At 71.2% G+C, this 17,072-nt stretch carries 13 protein-coding genes; 4 read left to right on the top strand and 9 right to left on the bottom strand.

Going from position 1 to position 17,072, the window contains the following annotated elements; all coding sequences use genetic code 11:
* Positions 1–38 precede the first annotated feature (38 nt).
* The 4 genes from ACWGI6_RS27740 to ACWGI6_RS27755 form a co-directional block, all read right to left on the bottom strand.
* A complete protein-coding gene (locus tag ACWGI6_RS27740; protein ID WP_453270043.1) occupies positions 39–866 on the bottom strand; it encodes a hypothetical protein in 828 nt (275 codons plus the stop codon).
* Complete coding sequence (locus ACWGI6_RS27745) at positions 866–2,137, bottom strand: VWA domain-containing protein (protein WP_453270044.1); 1,272 nt, start codon at positions 2,135–2,137, stop codon at positions 866–868. The genes ACWGI6_RS27740 and ACWGI6_RS27745 overlap by 1 nt, the downstream gene beginning before the upstream one ends.
* Before the next feature lie 149 nt (positions 2,138–2,286).
* Positions 2,287–3,465, bottom strand: a complete 1,179-nt coding sequence (locus tag ACWGI6_RS27750; RefSeq protein WP_453270045.1) for a MalY/PatB family protein — start codon at positions 3,463–3,465, stop codon at positions 2,287–2,289.
* A gap of 118 nt (positions 3,466–3,583) precedes the next feature.
* Positions 3,584–5,764, bottom strand: coding sequence for a SpoIIE family protein phosphatase (locus tag ACWGI6_RS27755; RefSeq protein ID WP_453270046.1), 2,181 nt, complete (start codon positions 5,762–5,764; stop codon positions 3,584–3,586).
* A gap of 329 nt (positions 5,765–6,093) precedes the next feature.
* Here ACWGI6_RS27755 and ACWGI6_RS27760 point away from each other — a divergent pair, with 329 nt between their 5' ends.
* A complete protein-coding gene (locus ACWGI6_RS27760; protein ID WP_453270047.1) occupies positions 6,094–6,870 on the top strand; it encodes a GNAT family N-acetyltransferase in 777 nt (258 codons plus the stop codon).
* A gap of 140 nt (positions 6,871–7,010) precedes the next feature.
* Positions 7,011–8,972 (top strand): amino acid transporter, encoded by a 1,962-nt coding sequence (locus tag ACWGI6_RS27765; RefSeq protein WP_453270048.1) that lies wholly within the window; start codon positions 7,011–7,013, stop codon positions 8,970–8,972.
* A 233-nt stretch (positions 8,973–9,205) separates the two neighbouring features.
* Here the strand turns inward: ACWGI6_RS27765 and ACWGI6_RS27770 are convergent, their stop codons facing one another.
* The 5 genes from ACWGI6_RS27770 to ACWGI6_RS27790 form a co-directional block, all read right to left on the bottom strand.
* Positions 9,206–10,081, bottom strand: coding sequence for a geranyl diphosphate 2-C-methyltransferase (locus ACWGI6_RS27770; protein ID WP_453270049.1), 876 nt, complete (start codon positions 10,079–10,081; stop codon positions 9,206–9,208).
* Between the two features lie 33 nt (positions 10,082–10,114).
* A complete protein-coding gene (locus tag ACWGI6_RS27775) occupies positions 10,115–11,167 on the bottom strand; it encodes a family 2 encapsulin nanocompartment cargo protein terpene cyclase (protein ID WP_453270050.1) in 1,053 nt (350 codons plus the stop codon).
* 19 nt (positions 11,168–11,186) lie between these two features.
* Entirely contained in the window at positions 11,187–12,629 is a 1,443-nt protein-coding gene (locus ACWGI6_RS27780; protein ID WP_393904460.1) for a family 2B encapsulin nanocompartment shell protein, read from the bottom strand.
* A 295-nt stretch (positions 12,630–12,924) separates the two neighbouring features.
* Positions 12,925–13,680 (bottom strand): (2Fe-2S)-binding protein, encoded by a 756-nt coding sequence (locus ACWGI6_RS27785; RefSeq protein WP_453270051.1) that lies wholly within the window; start codon positions 13,678–13,680, stop codon positions 12,925–12,927.
* A gap of 104 nt (positions 13,681–13,784) precedes the next feature.
* Positions 13,785–14,642 (bottom strand): LysR family transcriptional regulator, encoded by an 858-nt coding sequence (locus ACWGI6_RS27790; protein WP_453270068.1) that lies wholly within the window; start codon positions 14,640–14,642, stop codon positions 13,785–13,787.
* Between the two features lie 64 nt (positions 14,643–14,706).
* On the opposite strand from ACWGI6_RS27790, the gene ACWGI6_RS27795 reads away from it, so the two are divergent.
* Together ACWGI6_RS27795 and ACWGI6_RS27800 are read left to right on the top strand one after the other, a co-directional pair.
* Positions 14,707–15,726: an EamA family transporter gene (locus tag ACWGI6_RS27795; RefSeq protein ID WP_453270069.1), complete on the top strand. Its 1,020-nt coding sequence runs from the start codon at positions 14,707–14,709 to the stop codon at positions 15,724–15,726.
* Positions 15,727–15,917: 191 nt separating this feature from the next.
* Positions 15,918–17,030, top strand: a complete 1,113-nt coding sequence (locus ACWGI6_RS27800; RefSeq protein ID WP_453270052.1) for a CapA family protein — start codon at positions 15,918–15,920, stop codon at positions 17,028–17,030.
* Positions 17,031–17,072: the final 42 nt, after the last annotated feature.

The raw sequence follows: 17,072 nt of genomic DNA on the forward strand, positions 1-17,072 counted from the left end.
GGGCGGCCACGGTCCGTGCCGTGGCCGCCCCCGGCCGGTCAGGCGCTCGGTGGCACCCGTGACGGGCGGTTGGGGCCGCTGGTGAACCGGTAGCCGGCGATGCCGGCCAGGGCCGCGAGCAGTCCGCCCGCCGCGGTCCAGATCCAGCGGTCGGACCATCCGCCGGAGGACCAGCCGCCGTCCGGCTCGCCCAGGGCCGCGGACTTGTCGGGTGCGGTGCTCTCCTCGGCCTGCGGTGTGGCGGTGGAGGCGCCGGGCACCAGGGGTGCGGCGAGCGTGCCGTCCACGGCGTGGGCGCCGCCCATGTCGGCCGTGGCCGCGTCGACCTCGGCGTGCACCGGCAGACCGAGGTCGTCCTTGGGCAGGTCGACGACCGTCAGGCGTACGTAGTAGCTGCCCGGCAGGGGATCGTTCGCCCACGGTTCCGCCCAGGCCCGGACCGTGCGCAGCGTGCAGGACAGCTCGACCGATCCCGCGTCCTGAGCCCCCGTCCTGGTCCGGGCACCGTACGTGCAGGCCTGACGGCGGCGCAGTCCGTCATAGACATCGAGCTGCCAGGTGGCCGTGCCGTGCCGGGCGCTCCGCGGGAGGGTCACCTTGGCCTTGACGGTGGCGCGCCGGCCCGCGTCCACGGGCAGTACCCAGTAGAGGTAGTCGCCGGTGGAGGCATCGGCCGTGGCCCGCTGGTCCGGCTTGATGGCGGTTGCCGTACGGAAGGAGGTACCGGCCTCGGTCGGGGCGGCAGCCTCCGCGTCCGTGCCGGTGCTCGGGCTGGGGGACGGACTGTCGGCGACGGCCGTTGCCGCCGTGCCGAAGAGGGCGGCGCCGGTCAGCACAGCGGTCATCAGGGTGCGAAGGGTGCGCATCAGTTGGTCCTCCGGACGGTCACGCGCCAACGGGAGATCCAGCCCCACACGAGGCCGACGACCAGCCCGGTGAGAGCCAGCGAGCCCAGCAGCCACCAGCCGCGTCCGAGGCCGAAGAAGGCCGCGTCGGAGGCGTCACCGGGCCCGTCCACCAGGTCGACGGTCAGCTCGACGGGCAGGCCCGGGGCGGTCTTGACCGAGGCCGGTGCCGAGAAGGAGTTGCTGACCTGCAGACAGACGGTCTCCGCCGCGGGTTCGCCGTCGTCCGAGGAGGCGGGCTCGGCCTTCGGGTAGCGCAGCCCGGAGGAGATCACATCCGTACGGCCGTCGCCGGCCTCCGCGCCGCGGACGATCTCCCGGCCGTGCACGGTCGAGGCCCGCAGCAGGACCCCGTAGTCGTTGTTGACCGCGCGGTCGGCGGCGATGCTCACCGAGGCGCGCAGTTCCTGGCCGGGCCGGACCTCCACCTGGTACCAGCGGTGCTCGGCGAACTTCTCGCGGTCGCTGTAGAGACCGGCCTTGAGCTTCGGGGCGCCGGTGCACTGCTGTGCCCCCTCGGTTGCCACCGGAGTGACCACCGGATGGGCGGCGCGGTCCACCAACTGGTGTACGCGGTCGCGGAGTTCCTTTGTGTGCTGCACCGAGGTGTAGGTCCCGCCGGTCGCCTCGGCGATACAGCTCAGCTGGTTGCGGGTCTTGGCGTCCGGCAGCAGCCCGAGTGTGTCGACGGTGAGATGGATGCCCTTGGCGGCGATGTCACGCGCCACCTGGCAGGGGTCGAGCGGGGCACAGGTGTCCTCGCCGTCCGTGATGAGGACGATCCGGCGCGACGCGTCACCGCCCTTGAGGTCGTCGGCCGCGCCCAGCAGTGCCGGTCCGATGGGCGTCCAGCCGGTGGGGTTGAGCGTGGCCACCGCGGTCTTCGCCTCGGTCCGGTTCAACGGTCCGACCGGGTAGAGCTGCCGGGTGTCCTTGCAGCCGACTTTCCGGTCCTCGCCGCGGTAGTTGGCGCCGAGGGTACGTATGCCGAGCTGGACCTCGTCCGGCACGGCGTCCAGCACCTCGTTGAACGCCTGCTTCGCCGCGGCCATCCGGCTCTGCCCGTCGATGTCACGCGCCCGCATCGAGCCGCTGACATCGAGCGTCAACTCGACCTTGGGAGAAGACTTTGCGTCCGGTTCACCGGCGGAGGCAGGTGTGGGGGCAAGCGCGACGGTCATCGCGGCCAGGAGGCCGCACACCCCGGCCGCCAGCCGTTTTCTTGTGATCATCGCCGGATCGTATGGAGAAACTCCCCACAGTCCAAAACGGTCCCCAAGTGGGGTGCGGGGAACGGCCGGTGGCGGGCGGGCCGCCGCACGGGCCGGGCGTCCGAATTCCGTACGGTCAGGGGGTGTGCGGAGCGCCGCCCGGTCCCTGGTCAGCTCAGCGCGACGGCCATCCGCCGTACGGCCTCGGTGAGCAGCTCGGGTGAGGTCGCCAGGTTGAGCCGGACGTGACCGGCGCCGCCGGTGCCGAAGTCGGCTCCGGGGCTGAGAGCGACCCTGCCGCGTCCGAGAAAGACCGCGGCGGGGTCGTCACCGAGGCCGAGCGGGCGGCAGTCGAGCCAGGCGAGGTAGGTCCCGGCGGCGGGGTGGTAGCGGACCTGGGGGAGCCGCTCGGCCAGCAGGCGGGCGAGCAGCCGGCGGTTGTCGTCGAGGCCGCCGCGCACCGCGTCGAGCCAGTCGCCGCCGTCCCGCAGGGCGGCGGTGTGGGCGATGATGCCGACGTGGCTGGGGCCGTGGCTGACCTCTTCCGGGATGCGGGCCAGATCGTCGGCCGCGGCGGGTCCGGCGAGGGCGAGCGCGGCCTTGAGACCGGCCAGGTTCCACGCCTTGGACGCCGACATCAAAGACAGCCCGTCCTCCGCCCCGGGCACGCTCAGGTAGGGCACGAATCCGGCGTCCAGGGCCACCACGGGCGCGTGGATCTCGTCGGCGACGACCCGTACGCCATATCGGTCCGCCAGCGCCGCGACGGCGGACAGTTCACCGGCGCCGTGCACGGTACCGGTGGGGTTGTGCGGGCTGCACAGCAGGTACGCGGCCCGGCCGCCGTCCGCGACGGCGCGCCGGAACGCCCCCTCCAGCGAGGCGAAATCGATCCGCAGATCCGCACCCAGCGGCGCTTCCACCACACGCCGGCCCATATGCGTCACGAACTGGTAGAACGGCGGGTAGACAGGGCAGTTGACGACCACCGGGTCTCCCGGGCCGGTGAGCAGCTTGAGGACCTCGACGATGCCCAGCATCACATCGGGCACGATCGCCGTGCGCTCCACGGCGAGCCCGTCCCAGTTCCATCGCGCCCGCGCGAAGTCGGCCAGCGCCCGCGCGTACGCCGTTCCCGCCGGGTAGCCGGTGTCGCCGAGCGCGACCGCATCCGTGATCGCCGCCACGACCGGGGCCGGGAGCGGCACATCCATCTCCGCCACCCACAACGGCAGCACATCGTCAGGGTAGGTGCGCCACTTCATGCTCGTACGCCGCCGCAGATCGTCGAGGGAGAGCCGGCGCAGCGGGTTGGGGTCGTCGGGGGTGGCACACGGCACGGGGTCCATGGAGCCAAAATAGGCACGTTGCCCGGCGAAGGGCAGAGGGGGAGCGGCCGTCGTCTTCGGCCAGGGTGTGCGCGCCCGATCCCGATTCCGCGCCCACCGGTCGGCGCCGGGCCGGGTGTCAGGTGGCGGTGAGCACCAGAGTGGCCTGGTCATCGGGGGTGGAGCGACCCGCGAAGGCGGTCACGGCGGCATGGACGGCCCCGATGAGGCCGGCCGCGCCGGAGGACGTGGCCGGGAGGAGGGCGTCGGCCAGACGCTGTTCGTCGAAGAACTCGCCGGTGGCGGAGCGGGCCTCGGTGATGCCGTCGGTGACCAGCACCAGGCTGTCCCCCGGGAAGAGATCGCGCCGGCAAGCGGTGCCGTCGAACTCCGGGTCGATCCCCAGGAGCAGGCCCGGATGGACGAGTTGTTCGACCGTGCCGTCGGAGCGGCGCACGAGCGGCGGCACATGGCCGGCCCGGATCAGCTCCAGTGCGAGGTGGGACGGGGTGTGCCGCAGCTCGCCGTAGACGAGCGAGACGAAGTAGTCCTCGTGGAGCGCGCTCCCGGTCAGTGCGTCGTTGATGGCGGCCACCACGGCCGCCGGGTCGTGCAGCAGACGCGCGGCGGCGCGTGCGGTGTGGCGGACCATGCCGGTGGTGGTGGCGGCCAGTGCGCCGCGCCCGCAGACATCGCCGATCATGAACGCCCAGCGGTCGTCGGGGAGCGGGAAGACGTCATAGAAGTCGCCGCCGACCTCCAGCCCTTCCCCGGCGGGGTGGTAGGACGCCGCCAGATCGGCGCCGGGAATCCTGGGCAGCTCCGGAGGCAGCAGCCCGGCCTGCAGATCGCGGGCCAGCTGGACGCGGTCGCTGAACTGATGGGCGTTGTCGGCACTGGAAGCGGCCCGGCGGGCCAGCTCCTCGGCAAGCGCGATGGCGTGGCCGTCCAGGGGCCGGTCGGTGGCCAGGAGGGTCAGTACGCCGAAGGTGCGGCCGAGGGTGGCCAGCGGGACGCAGACATATCCGGTGACGCCGGGCAGCACGCGGCGGTCGGCGGCGGGCGAGGCGCCGGTGTGGTCCGTCTCGGTGGTGCCGGAGGCCAGGACCCGGGCCACCGCCCTGTCAGCCTGGTCGCGGAGTACGGGGGAGGCGAGGAGGTCCTCCTCGGCCGGGGTGGCGGCAGCCACGGCGATCCGCCGGGTCCGGCCGTCCTCCAGCACATGGACGCTGCACAGCGGCGCCAGGGTCGGTACGGTCAGCCGGGCCAAGCGCTGCAGACAGTCGAAGTAGTGCGGCTCGCGGGTGATGGCCGTGCTGGCCTCCAGCACGAAGGCCAGGTCCTCCCGGGCCTCCTTCTCCCGCTCCTGGGCGGCGCGGGACGCCTCCATGGCCTGGTGGCGCTCGATGGCCAGCGCGGCGATACGGGCGAACGCGGCGCTGAGGGCCACGTCCTTCTCCTCGGGAACCTTGGGGGCCCGGTGGTACATCGCAAAGGTGCCGAGCAGCCGGTTGTCCGCCCCCAGGATCGGGGTGGACCAGCACGCCGCGACCCCGGCCCGCGCCGCCAGCTCCTGGTAACCCTCCCACCGGTGATCGGTGGCGATATCGGTGACGATCACCGGCACGCGCAGATACGCGGCCGTACCGCACGAGCCCACGTCGGGACCGATGGCGATCCCGTCGATCGCCTCGTTGTAGAAGTCGGGCAGGCCAGGACCGGTGCCGTGCCGCAGATGCCGGCCGTCCGGATCGGCCAGCAGCACCGAGACGATCAATTCCGGCGACAACTCCTCGATCGCCCGGGCCATGCCGGTCAGGATGTCGTCCAGCGGGGCGTCGCGCGCGATCTGCTCCAGCAGGATGCGCTGTTCGGCCGCGAGGAGCTGGGCGTGGTGGTACACGGTGGTCTCCACCGCGATCACGGCCACCCCGTCAACCTCGCCCATCGCGTCCCGGCGGGGCTCGTAGGTGAAGTCGAAGAACCCCTCCCGCTCCGCCCCCGGTGCACCGAGCACCAGCCGTGCGCCGCGCGCACGGAACGCGGTGCCGGTGCGGTACACCGCGTCGAGCCGGTCGAGGACGCCCTGCGGCACCAGCTCCGGAATCAGCTCGCCGATCGGCACGCCGGTATGCGTACGGTCGCCTCCGAACGCCTCGAAGAACGCCGGATTCGCCGCCTCCAGCAGGTGGGACGGACCGCTCAGCGCAACAAAGATCACCGGAGCCTGATCGAACAGGTCCTCATACTCCCCGGTCCGCCGGGACGGGGATCTGGAATGAGTGGTGACCGCGCCGAGGCGATCCGGTTGTAGGGACATGACAGGCCGCCCTCTCTCGCACGCACCGACCGCGGCGCCCGTCCACTTCCACTCTGGCACACCACTCCACGGAGTCCAGGCCAGAGCCGGAAGGGTCACCGAGCGGATCCGCCCGGCGACCCGCTGAACGCTCCGTCCTTGCATCGCAGCCGTGCACCCCCGGGCCCTGACGGGGCCGTTCGGCGTACCCGTTCCCCTTCCTGGGAGGGGGTCGCGACCGACTTACCCCTTTTCTCCCCTAGGGTCCTGGTGGCCGGTATCGCCGTCGGCACCGGCCACCGGCCCCGTCCGGCCGCACCGGCGCAGGCCGCGACCACCCGAGGAACCCTGTGATCGAGCTCGCCCCGGACCAACTCCCCCCGCTCACCCGCTGGTTCACCGCGGGATCTCCGGGGGCGGCAGCGCTTCCCGAACATGTCCTGGCCTCCGGAACCGGCCGCTGGTGGACCGACCGGGCCGCCGCTCCCCGCGCCCTGGCCGTGGCCTGCGCGGACCATGTCCTGCTCCGCGGCGACCCGGAGGCCCTGGCCCGGGATGCCCTCGCCGTCTTCGGCGCGCACTATGTGCAGGCCCCTGCCCGCTTCCTGCCGGCTCTGGGCAGCGCCTTCGATCTGGTCGTGCCGTGGGAGCGGATGCTGTATCTGCACCAGGTGCCCGTACCGGTACCGCGTACCCCGGACGGCGTGACCGTGCGCCGGCTGGCCCCCGAGGACGCTCCGGCGCTGGCCGCCCTGACCCCGGACACGGCGTGGGTCCACGCCAGCTGGGGCGGCCCGGCCGGTCTCGCCGCCTCCGGGCTCGGCTGGGCGGCCTTCCGCAAGGAGGACGTCCTCGCCGTTGCCTGTACGTACTTCCACGGCACCCGCTACGAGGACCTCGCCTGTTTCACCGTCCCCGAACACCGTCGTCAGCGCCTGGCCCTGGCCTGTGTGACCGCCCTGTGCCAGGACATCGCCACCCGCGGCCACACCCCGAGCTGGACCTGCTCCCGCGACAACCGCCCCAGCCGGCTCCTCGCCTGGACCGCGGGATTCCGTCTGGAGCACGAGTATGTGCAGCACCTCACCGGAAAACCGGCCCACCAGGGGTCCGGGCTCCCCGCCTGACCGCCCGGCCACCGCCATGGACTCCGGGGACACGACGCGCCACACCGCCGAGCACCACGGCGACACCGTCCGCACTACGTACGCTGACGTGGCCGTCTCGTCGATGGCCGGACGCTTTCGCGGTACGACAGGAGCACACGATGGCCGCCTCCGCCGGTTCTCCTCCCGGGGCCGCAGCACGGCATCGCTTGCGCGCATGGATGCTGGAGGGCCTGGCCGACATGGCCAAGCACCACCCGGGGCCGCACGCCGCGCCCGAGGCCCACCGCGGACAGCGGTGGTGGCGGGTGATGTGCCTGACGGGAGTGGACTACTTCTCGACGCTCGGCTATCAGCCGGGCATCGCCGCGCTGGCCGCGGGCGTGCTGTCGCCGATCGCCACCGTCGTCCTCGTCCTGGTGACGCTGGCCGGCGCGCTGCCGGTCTACCGGCGGGTGGCCAGGGAGAGCCCGCACGGCCAGGGCTCGATCGCCATGCTGGAGCGGCTGCTGTCCTTCTGGCAGGGCAAGCTGTTCGTGCTGACCCTGCTGGGGTTCGCCGCCACCGACTTCCTCATCACGATCACCCTGTCGGCAGCCGACGCCGCCACCCACCTGGTGGAGAACCCGCACCTCACCAGCGCCCTGCACGACAGCCAACTGGTCATCACGCTGATCCTGGTCGCGCTGCTCGGCGCGGTGTTCCTCAAGGGCTTCCTGGAGGCGATCGGGGTGGCGATCGTCCTGGTGGGCCTCTACCTGGGACTCAACGTGGTCGTGGTCGTGGCCGGACTGTGGCATCTGGCCGGCGCGGCGCATGTCATCACCGACTGGTCCCATGCGCTGACCACCGAGCACGGCAGCGTCCTGGCGATGGTCGGCGTGGCCCTGCTGGTCTTCCCGAAGCTCGCGCTGGGCCTGTCCGGGTTCGAGACCGGGGTGGCCGTCATGCCCCATATCGAGGGCGACCCCGACGACACCGAGGAGCGCCCCACGGGGCGGATCCGGGGTGCGAAGAAGCTGCTCACCACCGCCGCCGTGATCATGAGCGTCTTCCTCATCATCACCAGCTTCATCACTACTCTGCTCATCCCCGCGCAGGCGTTCCAGCCCGGCGGGCCGGCCAACGGGCGCGCCCTGGCCTATCTGGCCCACGAGTACCTGGGCTCCGCCTTCGGCACGGTCTACGACGTCTCCACCATCGCCATCCTCTGGTTCGCCGGCGCCTCGGCCATGGCCGGCCTGCTCAATCTCATGCCCCAGTACCTGCCGCGCTACGGGATGGCGCCCCACTGGGCGCGGGCGGTCCGCCCGATGGTGCTGGTCTTCACCCTGGTCGCCTTCCTCGTGACCTGGCTCTTCAACGCCGATGTGGACGCCCAGGGCGGCGCCTACGCCACCGGTGTCCTGGTCCTGATCAGCTCCGCCGCCATCGCGGTGACCATCACCGCCCGGCGCGCCCGCGAGCACGGCTGGACGATCGGCTTCGCCGTGATCGCCGTGGTGTTCCTCTACACCACGGTGGCGAACGTCATCGAGCGCCCCGACGGGGTGAAGATCGGTGCCTGCTTCATCGCCGGCATCATTCTGCTGTCGTTTCTCTCCCGCCTCGCCCGTGCCTTCGAGCTGCGCGTGACCAGCGTCGTGCTCGACAAGACGGCCGAGCGGTTCATCCGCGACGCCGCCCACCGCAAGATCCGCTTCATCGCCAACGAGCCCGACCAGCGCGATCTGTCCGAGTACCGCGACAAGCTCCAGCAGATCCGCACCGACAACGATCTCCCGGTCGACGAAGACTTCATCTTCGTCGAGGTCACCGTCAGCGACCCGTCCGAATTCGAGAGCGAACTGCGGGTACGCGGAGAGGCGTTGCACGGCCGCTTCCGGGTGCTCGTCATGGACAGCTCCACCATCTCCAACGCGCTGGCCGCGCTGCTGCTGCACGTACGGGACGCCACCGGAGCGCGGCCGCACATCTACTTCGAGTGGACCGAGGGCAACCCCTTCGCCCAGTTCCTCCGCTTCTTCCTCTTCGGCCAGGGCGAAGTCGCCCCCGTCACCCGTGAGGTCCTGCGCGAGGCCGAACCCGACCGCGACCGCCGCCCCCGCGTCCACGTCGGCTGAGCGGGCACCGCCGCACCCGTCACCCCGGGGCTGCCTCTCGACCCTCCATGAGCTTCAAGACGGTCGGATGAGGTAGCCGGGGCCAGTGGCCCGAGTCAGAGTCACCGACGACTGACGATCTGACGGAGAACCTCTGACTCAGGACACTACGGCGCTTCTTCCGGATCAGCGCGCGGCCCAGCTGTGGATGGCTGCCGGATCTCCGGTGCCGGCGCGCGGCGCGGCCCCGGAACTCACACGCGGTCGGCGGCGATCAGCAGGTACTGGAAGCTGCCGTTGCGGTATGCGTTCAGGAAGGTCTCCTCGATGCCCGTCACCAGGTGATCGGCCTGCCGGCGCAGTTCCCAGTACGGCAGCGCGGCCTCCGTCAGATCCTGGACGTGCACGGGGACGAGCCTGTTGCGGGCCATGGCGCTGAAGTACGCCGAGCGGGGATGGATGTCACAGATGTAGTGGGCGTTGATGAGGGACACCTCGCGGGAGGCTCGCCCGTAGGCGTCGTTGTAGCAGCCGGTGATCGTGACATAACGTCCACCGCGCCGCAGCAGCCGTGCGTGCTCCGCGAACAGCAGGTCCAGTTCGACGTACATGGTCGACTCGTTGTTCCAGGACGCCGCGTACGCGCCGGGGGTGAAGCCGGTGTCGAGCATGTTGCGGTGGTGGTACCGCACCTTGTCGTCGATGCCGCGTTTGCGGGCCTGCTCGTTGGCGAAGTCGGCCTGCTTGGCGGAGATCGTGGCCCCGTCGGTGTGACAGCCATGGCGCAGGTGCGCGACCACGCTGCCGCCGCCGCGTCCACACCCGGCGTCGAAGACGCGGTCGGTGGGGGAGAGGCCGCCGAGGTGGGAGGCGAGGAGTTCGGCCTGCGCGTGTTCCAGCCGGTGCAGTTCGCCGGTGACCCGTTCGCGGCGCCGGTCGGGGTCCTGCTCGTCCAGCACCGACCATTCGGCGTCCCCGATGCCGTAGTGGTGGTGGTAGAGGTCGTCGATCTTACCGAGTTCGAGGTTGACCGGATTTTCCTCGGCGTTCCAGTAGTCCGCGACGCGGGACTGGTACGTGGACTGGGTCGGCACCGGTGTGCGGGCGGTGTCGGCGTGAGCGATGGTCAACGGTGACTCCTTGCGATGGTGCGCGGGATCGGACTACCAGTAGTTGGGCAGCTGGTAGCGCTCGGTGTTGGTGGCGTGCCACTCGTGGTTGCCGGAGACCCAGTCGGCCAGGCCCCGGAGGTACTTTTCGAGGAGGGGCGAGAGGGCGGACAGCGGGGCTGACTCCGTCTCGAACGCCTCCATGACCTGGTTGTGGATCTCGACGCTCTTCAGGTAGGCGGCCTTCAGACCGCGTTTGTCGTTGGCCGCCACCACTTGCGGCAGGTTCAGGTGGGTCGGGTCACTCGCCAGCTCCTTGGTGAAGGAGTACAGGTCGTTGACGATGGTCGTGGCGTTGCAGGCCAGGGCCGTGACCCGCTGGACCTCGGGGCGGGCGTACAGCGCTTCGGGCAGTTCGTAGCCGTCCACGGCGTCGATGATGGACAGGCAGGGGCGGAAGTTGTTGAACTGCCGCATCACCAGGTACTCCCAGACATGCGGTACGTGCCGCGTCTCCGCCCAGGAGGCCTCGGCGAGGTAGCCGAGGTGCAGCCGGGCGATGTCATGGACGAACCGGTCGGTCTGGCTGGGGGTGGCGAGGGCCGCGTAGTCCTTCAGGGCCCAGTGGTACGAGCGCAGGGGGCCGTCGGCCTGCACGCCGTGGCGCCACTCCTCCTCCAGTTCGGCGGTGCCGTGGAACGGGTCGAGGGCCGATTGGGCGATGATCAGCCGGCCGCCGAGGCCGCGCCGCGCGGCGCCGCGGCCCTCGTCCTCCTCGCAGTAGCAGCTGTCGACGATGTTCTCGGCCAGCAGCAACTCGCCCGCGGCGGTGAGGCGTTCGAGGTCGGCCGCACCGGGGTGCTGCAGGACGACGGCCCGGCCGACCTGGAACTGCGCGAAGTCGCCGGTCCACTGCGCGGGGAAGAGATCCAGCCGGCGGGCCCAGGCCTCCAGCCTGCGGTCGATCTCCTTGGCCTTTTCCGGGTCGGCGGGGGCGGCGGGCCGGTACTTCAGCCCGGGGACGGCTGTGCCGTGTCGGGGTGGAGGGGCGAGGCTCGGCGGGCCGGGCAACGAAAACCCGGCGGCGGTGTTGGGGGACGTGCTCATGGGTGCGTACTCCACCTGGTCAGTCGGCGTTCCGGCCGATCTGGACGTTCTCCAGGACTCCGGCTGCGTCGGGCACGAGGATGGCCAGCGAGTAATAGGCGGTGACGAGGTATTTGATGATGGCGGCCTGGTCGACGCCCATGAAGCGGACGTTCAGGCCGGGCTGGAACTCCTCGGGGATGCCGGTCGGGTACAGGCCGACGACTCCCTGGTCCGCCTCGCCGGTACGCAGCGCGATGATGCTGCTGGTGTGCGCGTCGCTGACCGGGATCTTGCCGCAGGGGAAAATCGGGACGCCGCGCCAGGCGGGGACCTCGTGCCCGTCGACGTTCGCCGTGCCCGGTACCAGACCGCGTTTGTTGCACTGGCGGAAGAAGGCGGCAATCGCCTTCGGGTGGGCCAGGAACAGCCGTGTCTTGCGGCGCATGGACAACAGCTCGTCCATGTCGTCGGGGGTGGGCGGGCCGGTGTAAGTACTGATGCGCTGGCCGTAGTCGGCGTTGTGCAGCAGGCCGAATTCCCGGTTGTTGACCAGCTCCCACTCCTGGCGCTCGCGGATCTCCTCGACGGTCAGCCGGAGTTGCTGCTGCGTCTGGTCCATGGGCTCGTTGTAGAGATCGGCGACCCGGCTGTGTACCCGGAGCACGGTCTGGGTCAGGGAGAGTTCGTACTCGCGCGGGGCGAGGTCGTAGTCGACGAAGCCGCCGGAGAGTGCCGGCTCGCCCACGTGCCCCGCCTGTACCGGCACCTCAGCCTCTCCCCTGCGGTTCATGGGCCGCTGCTGCCGCTCCGCGTACGCCGCCAGGTGTGCGGCCAGGGACGGCGCCCGGTCGGTGAACTCCTGGATCACGTCCCAGGGCAGCACCATCAGCACGCCCGCCGTTTCGGCCCGGACCGAGCTCAGCCACAGCGGGTCGGGCCGGCCGATCGCCTCGTCCCCCATCTGGTCGCCGTCCGTGACGACGCCGATGACCTCCTCCTCGCCGTACTTGCCGACCGTGTAGCGGGCGAACCGGCCGTGGACCACGAGGTACGCCTCGGTGGCGGGCTGCCCTGCCTCGAAGAGGACCTGACCGGCCCGGATCTCCCGGACGCGGAAGCGGCCGGCGATCTCACGGAGGACCTCGATATCGTCGTAACCGCGCAGGACGGGCAGCTCGGTGAGCGTCTGGGGGATCACCTTGATGTCGTCCGCGCCGTTCTGCTCGAACTGGACACGGCCCCGGCCGACACGGAGTTGCAGACGCCGGTTGACCCGGTAGGTGCCGCCCTTGACGTCCACCCACGGCAGCATTTTCAGCAGCCATCGCGAGGTGATGGCCTGCATCTGGGGCTCGGACTTGGTGGTGGTCGCCAGTTGGCGCGCGGCTTGTGTGCTGAGGCTGGTGAGCGCACTGTCTGCGGGTGGTTCGAGAGCGGGCTCTTCGGTAGCGGAACCGGTGACATTGTCCGGTACGGACACATTCCCTCCCGGGACGTGAACAGAAGTGAGTAAAACGGCCGGTGTGAACAAAGTGGCCGTGCGCAGCGACAAGCCAAACAGACCGGAGAGCACGTCGGTACAGCGTGAAAGGGGGCGTCCTCGCAGTCAGGAGGCACAAACCCGGGAACGAGGCACACGGATCTCGTTCGTGCCTCCGCACGCCCTCCAGCCGCCACATGATCCAGGAATACTGGCGTCGGGACCGCTACCCGCAGCCCTCATCTGCAGCGGGTTCGCATGACGATCCGAACAGCACGCCGGGCCTGCCCGACGGTCATGGCCGCGGCCGGACCAGGACACAATCGCCGCAGGTGGCTCCCGCGGCGTCCGGAGCGGCGCGGTAGATCAAACAGCAACTCCGGCGCCGGAAGCGCCCGTTGCGGACGTCCAGGGTGTGGGCGTCCCGGAGCTGTGGCCGGCGAAGGAACAGCAGGGCCGCTGTGCGTGCGGGGCGCGCCAGGGCCGGTGCAGCGGACACGATGCCCGCGGCCGCGCCGTTCACGGCCGATGCCACATTGCCCCACAGAATGCGCCGGGACACCGAGTAGGCCGCGACGGCGTCCACCAGATCGCTGATCGGGCCGTCCAGCATGTCCCCTACGGCACCGGCACCGGAGCCGGTGCTGCTCATGGCGGCTGCGGCCACCGTCTCTCGCGGCAGCGACAGGGGGAACGCGCCGCCGAGGCCGGAGTGCCATCCCAGATCGTCCAGGGTGGGCGGCCGCGACGGCAGGCCGTGCAGAGCGGCCAGGCCGAGCATCGGCGAGATGACCCGCGCCACCAGCCCCAGGTGCGCCACCGACGCGGCCACACGCAGCTCCACGGCCTCGGCCGGTCTGCCGCTGCCGGCGGCAAGGGCGGCACGCACCGCGGTGACACGCTCCCGCAGGACGCCGCTCTCCGCCCCTGACACCTCGTTCAACGTCCGCCAGGGAGAGGGGAGTTCCGACCCCGCGGCATGCATCTCGAAGGCGAAGAACGGCCCGAGGGACGCGACCTGTTCCTGCAGCGCGGCGGTGGGTTCCGTCATGGCGTACCTGTCTGGTGTGGGTGAGGCGGAGCGGGAGGAGGCGCCGGATGCTCAGCGCCTGGGTGTTGCCGGGGCGGCGCGGCATCGAGGCGGAGCGCAGCCCTTCACTTCCGCTGCCGGTAGAGGTCGGTCAGCAGCGCGACGGCGGCGTGGGTCGCCGGATGCGGGTCATGGCGTCGCCAGATGAGATGGACCGCTATGGGTGTGGCGTCCCGCAGTCGCCGGAAGACGATCCCGTCGCGCCGGTACTGGTTGACGGTGCTCTCGGGCGTGATGCCGACGCTGCGGCCGGTGGCGATCAGCGTGAGCCAGTCATCGATGTCCTGGGTGTGTTCGACGACGGGGCGGGCTGATTCGGGCCACAGGTCTGCGGTGGTGGTGCCGGTGCGCCGGTCGATGAGGAGAGTGCGTTCGCGGATGTCGGCCAGGGCGATGGAACGGCGTTTGGCCCAGGGGTCGTCGGCGGCCATGGCGCAGTAACGGCGCTCATGGCCGACGACGGCGCTGGCGAAGCGCGCGTCATCGAAGGCGGTGCGGACCACGGCGAGGTCGCACAGGCCCTCGGCCAGGCCGCCGGTCGCGGAGTTGGTGCGGACCAGATGCAGTTCGACGTCCGGGTAGCGGGCGGCCCAGCGGCGCTGGTACTCGGCGGTGTGCCGGCCCATGGCCGACCATGCATGGCCGATGCGCAGCCGGGTGTGGCCGGTGGTGGCCTCGCGGATGAGGTTGTCGGCCTCGGCGAGCACCTTCCGGGCACGCGCCAGCACCTGGACACCGGCGGTGGTGGGGATGACGCTCCTGCTCGTGCGGTGCAACAGCCGCACCCCCAGGGCGTCTTCGAGCGAACTGAGGGTGCGGGACACCGCCGCTTGGGAGATGCCGAGATCGATGGCGGCGTCGGTGAAGCCACCGGCGTCGACGATCGCCACCAGACAGCGCAGATGCCGCAGTTCCATGTCCAGATCCATAACCACAGCGCATTGATGAGTACGTGCATGCATTTTACGTATGGATGTCTCCGGGCGGATGCTGCGGTGCATGAGAAGGAGCACTCAGGGCCGGTCGCACCCCGGGGCCGCACGTGGGGGACCGGCGGCGCGTCACGCGGGCCGGGCTGCGGGGGTCGCGATGATGTTCGGCAGCGGCCTCTCCAACCAGACCGGTGCCGCCACCGGAGCACTGGCGTTTCCGGTGATCGGCCCGGCGGGCGTGGTGGCCGTCCGGCAGTGGGTGGCCGGGCTCGTCCTGCTGGCGGTGGGCCGGCCACGGCTGCGCTCCTTCACCTGGCGGCAGTGGTGGCCGGTGCTGTGTCTGGCGGCGGTGTTCGCCACGATGAACCTGTCCCTCTACACGGCGATCGACCGCATCGGCCTGGGCCTGGCGGTGACCCTGGAGTTCCTCGGGCCGCTGGCCGTGGCCCTGGCCGCCTCCCGCCGCCTGGCGGATCTGCTGTGCGCCCTGGTCGCCGGGGCGGCGGTCGTCCTGCTGACCCGGCCGCAGCCGAGCACCGACTACACGGGCATCGCGCTGGGCCTGCTCGCTGCCGTGTGCTGGGCGTCCTACATCGTGCTCAACCGCCTCGTCGGCGTCCGTCTGCCGGGCACCGAGGGCTCGGCCGCGGCTGCCGGTGTCTCCGCCGTGCTGTACATACCCGTCGGGATCACCGTGCTCGCCCACCACCCGCCGACCGTGAGCGCCGTGGGGTATGCGGCGGCCGCCGGAATCCTCTCCTCGGCCGTCCCGTTCCTCGCCGACCTGCTCGCTCTGCGCCGGGTCCCCGCCCGCTTCTTCGGGATCTTCATGAGCGTCAACCCGGTCCTCGCGGCACTGGTCGGCCTCGTCGTCCTGGACCAGACCCTGCAAGCGATCGACTGGCTGGCCATCACGGTCATCGTGGCGGCCAACACCGTCAGCATCCTGGCCGCAGGCTCCCGCCCCACGGCCCCGCCCGCCGGCCGCGGCACGGCACTCCCGGTCGCGGTGGCCGGCTCCACCGTGGCGCACGGCCGGCAGACCGGATCGATGCCGCCCTGTGACGCCTGCTGAGCGCCCCACCCGTACGGCACCCCGCCCCCTCTCCGCCTCTCCGCACGGTCACGTATCAGCGCAGCTCACAGGCGCGGAGAGCAGCTCGCCGGCCGTGAGGAACGGAGCTTCGCCCGGCTCGGGTCCATGACGGAGCGGAGCGCGGGCCGACGCGACGGGAAACCTCCGCCGACTGGCCCTAACCTGGAGGGATGGGCGGTGACTTGCTCACACTGTTCCTCTGCGGCGATGTCATGCTCGGCCGTGGCGTCGACCAGATCCTTCCGCACCCCGGGGACCCGGCGCTGCGGGAGGGCTACGTCCGGGACGCCCGCGCCTATGTCGAGCTGGCGGAGGCGGCGAACGGCCCCATTCCCGCTCCGGTCGACTACTCCTGGCCCTGGGGGGATGCCCTGCCGGTGCTCGATGAGGCCGCCCCCGCCGCCCGGGTGCTCAATCTGGAGACCAGCATCACGGGGAGCGCCGGATTCGCACGCGGCAAGGAGATCCACTACCGGATGCACCCGGCGAACCTTCCGTGCCTGACCGCCGCCCGCCCCGACGTGTGCGTACTGGCCAACAATCACGTCCTGGACTTCGGCCGCCAAGGACTGACCGACACCCTCGACTCTCTGGCGGGGGCCGGGCTGCGGACGGCAGGGGCGGGCGCGGACGCCGACGCGGCGGGCCGGCCGGCGACCGTCCCCCTCGACGGTGGCCGCCGGATCCTCGTCTTCTCCATCGGGATGCCGTCCAGCGGCATCCCCCGCTCATGGGCCGCGACCCGCGACCGCGCCGGGGTCGGCTTCGTGGCCAGGCCCTCGTCCGCCGCCGCGACCGTGCTCGCCGACCGGGTACGCCGGCTGAAGCGGCGGGGCGATATCGCGCTGGTCTCCGTCCACTGGGGTGCCAACTGGGGCTACCACGTATCCCGTGACGAGGCCGCCTTCGCGCACGCGCTTCTCGACGGCGGCGTGGATGTCGTCCACGGGCACTCCTCGCACCACCCCCGCGCCCTGGAGGCGTACCGGGGAAAGCTCGTGATCCACGGGTGCGGCGATTTCATCGATGACTACGAGGGCATCACCGGCTACGAGCGGTACCGGGACGACCTGCGGCTGCTCTGCCTGGTCTCACTGGACCCGGACAGCGGCGGACTCCACGAGGTGCGGATCACCCCGCTGCAGGCCCGGCGCATGCGGCTGCGGCACGCCTCGCAGCCGGACACCCGGTGGTTGCGTACGGTCCTGGACCGGATCAGTTCAGGCTTCCGCCCCTGCGTCACCTCCGCCCCGGAGGGCACCCTCACTCTTCGTCCCGCATAGGGGTGGCCGCGGCTCCGCCGGCCGTCCACGGCCGTACGGCCA

Source organism: Streptomyces sp. NPDC054786, assembly GCF_053611685.1.